Below are 1,917 nucleotides of genomic sequence, written 5' to 3'. Positions count from 1 at the left end.
GGTGTTGAACGAGGACGAGCGCCGCTTGATGCCGTGCACGACATAGCCGAGCGACAGCAAATATTCGGCGAGATAGGCGCCGTCCTGACCGGTCACGCCGGTGATGAGAGCCACCCGCTTCGTCATACTATCCTTGTCCCCAAATTCGAGCGAGCGCGTTGCGATCAATCATAAAGTACCGCTGATACCATTTGAACATTGCGGCCGCCTCGTCAAGCTCGGGTCACTGCGGCAAAACACGGGTTCCGGAAGAGTGAACGAACGAAGACTGAAACGTTGACGGCCGCGTCGCGCAAACGGAGCACTCAACCATCGATACACTTATAAGTTTATTCGAGGCACGTGGCAACATGTTCCCAAACCAGCTAGATATAGCTCACCAAAGTATTTCGTGACTCGCCGGAGTGGGCCCGCTAAGACGCCGTTCCACAACCGACCGTCTAGCAAACTGACTGTTAGGATCAGCGCAGGTGTGCCGCTTAAATAATTCTCTTTAACGGGCCTGCGCTATCATTCAATTGGAAGGAGCTCTCTGACGGCGTCAGTGACACGGTTGGGAATCAACGGAAGGACTTCTCCGCGTAGCGATCGTCTGAATGTGATTTAGCCCTGCAGGCTTCTCGACCCTTGATGGAACATTGGATTTCGGATTGACCTCTGTTTGGTGTTGCAACCGAACCACCGGTAATGACGAAGTCCGAGATGAGCGAATTAATGACGCGTCTTTCGCATCTCACCTTGCGCAATTTCCTGATCGCGCTCCACGACCTGCTGGCGACCACGGCGGCGCTGTTCGCAGCCTTCTACCTGCGTTTCGAGGGTGGCGACGGCTTCTTTGACCGCCTGCCGCTGCTATTCCAGATCCTGCCCTACTTCCTCGCCTTCAGCATGGTCGTGTTCTTCGTCTTCAACCTGACCACGACGAAATGGCGCTTCATCTCGCTGCCTGACGCGCTGAACATCATCCGCGTCGCGACCGTGCTGACGGTTGCCCTCCTGGCGCTCGACTACATCTTCGTCGCCCCCAACGTCCGCGGCGCCTTCTTCCTCGGCAAGGTGACGATCGTCCTCTACTGGTTCCTTGAGATAACGTTCCTCACCGCGTTACGCATAGCCTACCGGCACTTCCGCTATACGCGCGTACGGCGTCGTGCCAAGGGCCAGAATTCTGCGCCGACACTGCTGATCGGCCGCGCCGCGGATGCCGAGGTGCTGCTGCGCGGCATTGAGAGCGGCGCCATCAAGCGCATCTGGCCGGTCGGCGTCTTGTCGCCGTCGAGTGCCGATAGGGGCCAGCTCATCCGCAATGTGCCGGTGCTGGGCGACATCGACGACATCGAGGACGTCATCGGCGACTTCGCCAAACGCGACAAGCCGATCGCACGCCTGGTGATGACGCCGTCCGCGTTCGAGCCGGACGCTCATCCGGAATCGATCCTGATGCGGGCGCGCAAGCTGGGCGTGATCGTCAATCGCATGCCCTCGCTGGAGAGCGGCGATACGCCGCGCCTCACGGCCGTCGCGGTCGAGGACCTCCTGCTGCGGCCGAGCGAAAAGATCGACTATGCGCGGCTCGAAGCGCTGATCAAGGGCAAGGCTGTCATCGTCACCGGCGGCGGCGGATCGATCGGGTCCGAGATCTGCGAGCGTGTCGTTGCCTTCGGCGCCGCACGTTTGCTGATCGTGGAAAATTCCGAGCCGGCGCTCTACGCGGTCACGGAAACGCTCGCTGCGCACGGCGCGGCGGCCGCGATCGAAGGGCGAATCGCCGACATTCGCGACCGCGAGCGCATCATCCGCCTGATTGCGGAGTTCAAGCCGGACATCGTGTTCCATGCCGCCGCGCTCAAGCACGTGCCGATCCTGGAGCGCGACTGGAGCGAGGGCGTCAAGACCAACATCTTCGGCTCGATCAAC

2 protein-coding genes are annotated in these 1,917 nt (G+C 60.3%); one reads left to right on the top strand and one right to left on the bottom strand.

Annotation, left to right across the window (positions count from 1 at the left end; genetic code table 11):
* On the bottom strand, nucleotides 1-126 hold a 126-nt coding region (locus QJT78_RS50775), incomplete at its 3' end, for a GDP-mannose 4,6-dehydratase (protein ID WP_281460859.1).
* Between the two features lie 588 nt (nucleotides 127-714).
* Between QJT78_RS50775 and QJT78_RS50770 the strand changes: the two genes are divergently transcribed.
* Nucleotides 715-1,917, top strand: a 1,203-nt coding sequence (locus QJT78_RS50770) for an SDR family NAD(P)-dependent oxidoreductase (protein ID WP_281460858.1), incomplete at its 3' end; no start/stop codon positions are given.

Origin of the sequence: Bradyrhizobium sp. Mp27 (assembly GCF_029953005.1) — a bacterium.
In the GTDB taxonomy this organism is placed as follows: domain Bacteria; phylum Pseudomonadota; class Alphaproteobacteria; order Rhizobiales; family Xanthobacteraceae; genus Bradyrhizobium; species Bradyrhizobium barranii.
The sequence above is the reverse complement of the archived record's forward strand: the minus strand, read 5'-3'. Positions and strand labels throughout refer to the sequence as shown.